Annotated in this window: 2 protein-coding genes and 1 pseudogene; all 3 read left to right on the top strand. The window is 56.0% G+C overall.

Translation table 11 applies throughout. The annotated features are described in order from the left end of the window. The first annotated feature begins 121 nt into the window (after positions 1-121). Positions 122-1,285 (top strand): annotated as a pseudogene (locus GX108_06995) (saccharopine dehydrogenase). Between the two features lie 251 nt (positions 1,286-1,536). Continuing rightward, positions 1,537-3,051 carry a Na+/H+ antiporter NhaC gene (gene nhaC / locus GX108_06990; GenBank protein NLO56776.1) on the top strand — a complete coding sequence of 505 codons (1,515 nt, stop codon included), beginning with the start codon at positions 1,537-1,539 and terminating at the stop codon, positions 3,049-3,051. A gap of 173 nt (positions 3,052-3,224) precedes the next feature. Continuing rightward, positions 3,225-3,537: lysine 2,3-aminomutase (locus tag GX108_06985; protein ID NLO56775.1), on the top strand; the 313-nt coding region annotated here is incomplete at its 3' end.

The following is a 3,537-nucleotide window of genomic DNA, read 5'->3' as shown; positions in this document are numbered from 1 at the left end:
GGGAATTGCGGGCTTGATAATCTTGCCACGTAATATTTGACTCGTTCCTTATCGACATCTTTGCTAATTATTGCATACTAAGACGCTATGAATCCATTCAATCCAAAAGGGAGTGATCCGGGTGAAAGCTGTTCAGATCGGCGGAGGATAGGTGGGCCAGGTGATTGCGGCGGACATGATGAAGGATTTCGAGGTAACAGTGGTCGATTTCGATGCTGATGTGCTGCGCGAGGCCGAAAAAAAATGTCCCGGCGTCAGGACGGCTTTAGCGTCGGCCACGGACGCCGCCCGGCTCGCGCCGATACTGGAGGGTGTTGACATTGTCACCGCGGGAGTCCCGGGACGTTTCGGCTTCGAAATGATGAAGACCGTCATCGAGCTGGGGAAAAGTTTGGTGGACATCTCCTTCATGGCCGAGGATTTTTATGATCTTGACGGCCTTGCTAGGGAAAAGGGCGTGACCGTCATCCCCGATATGGGCGTCGCGCCGGGGATGTCCAACTTCCTCGTGGGCAGGGGAGCATCGCTGCTTGACGAAGTCGAGGACGCCTTTATCTTCGTAGGTGGCATCCCCGCCAATGCCGTCCCTCCCTTCAACTACCAGGTCACCTGGTCCCCCAAAGATTGCATCGAGGAGTTCACTCGCCCGGTGACCATCGTCAAGGACTACCGCCAGGAAGTGATTGAAGCCACCTCGGGACTCCACCTCCGAGACGTCCCGGACGTTGGTACCCTTGAGGCCTTTTACACTGACGGTTTGAGGAGCCTCGCAAGGAATATCAGGGCGAGAAATCTCGGGGAGATGACGTTGAGATGGCCGGGTCACGTGGAGCAGATGAGGCTCCTCCGTTCCATGGGCCTCTTCGAGGAAATCCCCCGGATCCTTGGGGGCAAGGAAGTTGTTCCCCTCGACGTCGCCGCAGACCTGCTCTTTCCCATGTGGAAGATGGAGCCGGAAAAAGGGGACAGGGATCTCACCGTAATGGAGGTGGATGTGTGCGGTTTCAAGGGCCGCGATGAGGTGACCCATTCGTGGCGACTGCTTGATCACTTCGACGAGATGACCTGGAACACCTCCATGAGCCGCTGCACGGGGTGTAGCTGCGCAATCTTTGCCCGGGCTGTCGCTTTGGGACTTGTGAAGCAAAAGGGAGTGTTACCGGCCGAAAAATTGGCCTCCGATGACACTCTCTATGCCTACGTTATGGAAGAACAGAAGAAGCGAAGGATAAAATACACTGAGTCGATCAAAAGAGTCATGAGCGTAAGACAGTCGGGATCATGAAAATCATGTATAATGACCTTGAATATTTCGGGAACCTGTGATAGTTGTCTAAAGCGGATCATCACCCCCAGGGGTGGGGTTTGCCGTGGCGAAGCTTCCTGTGGCGCCATGGGCGTTCCCGGGCCGGGGCTTTGTTTCGATTTTCCTGGCCTGCTTTTGTGCTGGTCACTCCGGGAAGGAGGTGAGGCTGGGGCGTTTCTTCGGATCATCATGAATTCAGGCTCGAATCCTGTCAGAAGGAGGTTTTTTTTATGTCGGAGAAACAGCAAGTAAAGCCCAGTCTGGGCCTTTCCGTCGGCGTGTTCGTAGCCGCGGCTGTAATAATCAGTTACGGTGTTCTAGGTTTGGAAGTGGATGCTCACGTTCCCATTGTTTTTTCCGCTGTTCTTGTTTGCGTCATCGGTCTGACGGTCCTAAAGATGCCTTGGTCCCAGATCGAGGAAGGTGCCCTTAACGCCATTTCTATTGCTCTCCAGGCGATCGTCATCCTCATAATCATAGGTATGATCATCGGCATATGGATTCAAAGCGGAGTTGTGCCCACGCTGATCTACTATGGCCTGTCATTGCTGGCGCCATCGATTTTCCTGCTGGCAACTCTCCTGATCACTTCGGTCGTATCTCTTGCGACGGGTTCATCCTGGACCACCGCCGGGACGGTGGGCATTGCCCTCATGGGTATAGCCTACGGGCTCGGCATACCCGCCCCGTTGACGGCCGGCATCGTGGTCTCGGGAGCTTACCTCGGCGACAAGCTGTCGCCCCTTTCGGATACCACCAACCTGGCCCCGGCTGTAGCCGGCTCCAACCTGTTCGACCACATCAGGGCCATGATGTGGTCCACACTGCCGGTCTATGTGATTGTTATGGTCATCTGCGTAGTCCTCGGGATGAAGTATGCCGGTGGCGATCTGGATGTGGAGAAGATTGCGGCCCTCCAGCAGATGATGAAGGCCGAGTTCAACATCGGGCTTCTGGGTTTCCTGCCCCCCATCTTGGTCATAGGGCTCGCCGTGATGAAAACACCAGCCATCCCGGGCCTCTTTGCCGGTGTTCTGCTGGCTGCTATTATGTCCTTTTTCCAGGGCAACGGCTTGGGAGATATCGTTAACGCCATTCACTACGGGTATGAAGCCACCTTCTCGGCCGAGGTCGCCGGCGCCGAGGGAGAAGCCCTTCTGAACTTGCTTAGCCAGGCTAACCTGAATATTCTTCCCGAGATGGCCCAAGAGGTCGGAGAGATGGTCAGCGATCTCGTCACGGGAGGCGGTCTCGATTCTATGATGTGGACCATATCGCTGATCTTCTGTGCTCTCTTCTTCGGCGGGGCCATGGAGGCCTGTGGTTTCCTCGAGACCATAGTGGGAGCCGTCACGAAGCGGGTCAAGTCTGTCGGTGGGTTGATGGCTTCCGTCATTGGCACCTGCTTTCTGGCCAACCTCTTCCTGGGCGACCAGTACCTTGCCCTGGTCATCCCGGGCAGGATGTTCAAAGTCTCCTTCGAGGAGGCGGGGATTGCCCCGAGGAGGCTATCACGCGCCACGGAGGACAGCGGCACCATGACATCGGCCCTGATCCCCTGGAACACCTGCGGCGCCTACATGAGCAGCGTCCTGGGGGTGGCTACCCTCGCTTTCGCTCCCTACGCCTTCTTCAACTGGATGAGCCCCATCGGGTCCATAATCATGTCCTACATGAGGATAGGGATCTACTGGAGGAAGAAGGACGGCTCGGACGTGATCGCAAGGGAGAGACCAACGGATTAATACTTTGCCGGTAATTGCTGGGGTTTTTGGGGCGGCGGGGCACCCGCCGCCTTTTCATTTTTCCCACCGCATCTTTGGGATGGCGCGGTTTGACACCTCCAAATTCCAGGGTGTAGGATGATATCGAAGTGAAAGCGCTGCAATGCTTCATTTCCCTTTGAGGAGGTGTCGTTATGCCTTCACTTGACAGGAACAAGGTACCCCTGTGGAAGGGGGTTCCCGACAGCGACTGGAATGATTGGAAGTGGCAGGTTACCAATCGCATCGTCACGGTGGACCAACTGAGACAGGTCATCGACATCGACGGCGATGAAGCCGAGGTCGTTGGGAGGAGCCTGGGTAAGCTCCGGATGGCCATCACGCCCTACTTCGCGTCACTGATGGATCCCAATGATCCCAGGTGCCCCATAAGGATGCAGGCGATCCCCACGGAAAACGAGACAAGGCTGGGCAAGTCCGATCTTCTTGATCCTCTTCACGAGGACG

Source organism: Thermovirga sp. (assembly GCA_012523215.1).
Classification (GTDB): domain Bacteria; phylum Synergistota; class Synergistia; order Synergistales; family Thermovirgaceae; genus 58-81.
Note: the sequence above shows the minus strand (reverse complement) of the source record. Positions and strands in the feature narration are given on the sequence as shown.

Excerpts from the sequence above, each read along its gene's own strand:
- nhaC (NLO56776.1), top strand. The coding sequence starts at position 1,537 with ATGTCGGAGAAACAGCAAGTAAAGCCCAGTCTGGGCCTTTCCGTCGGC.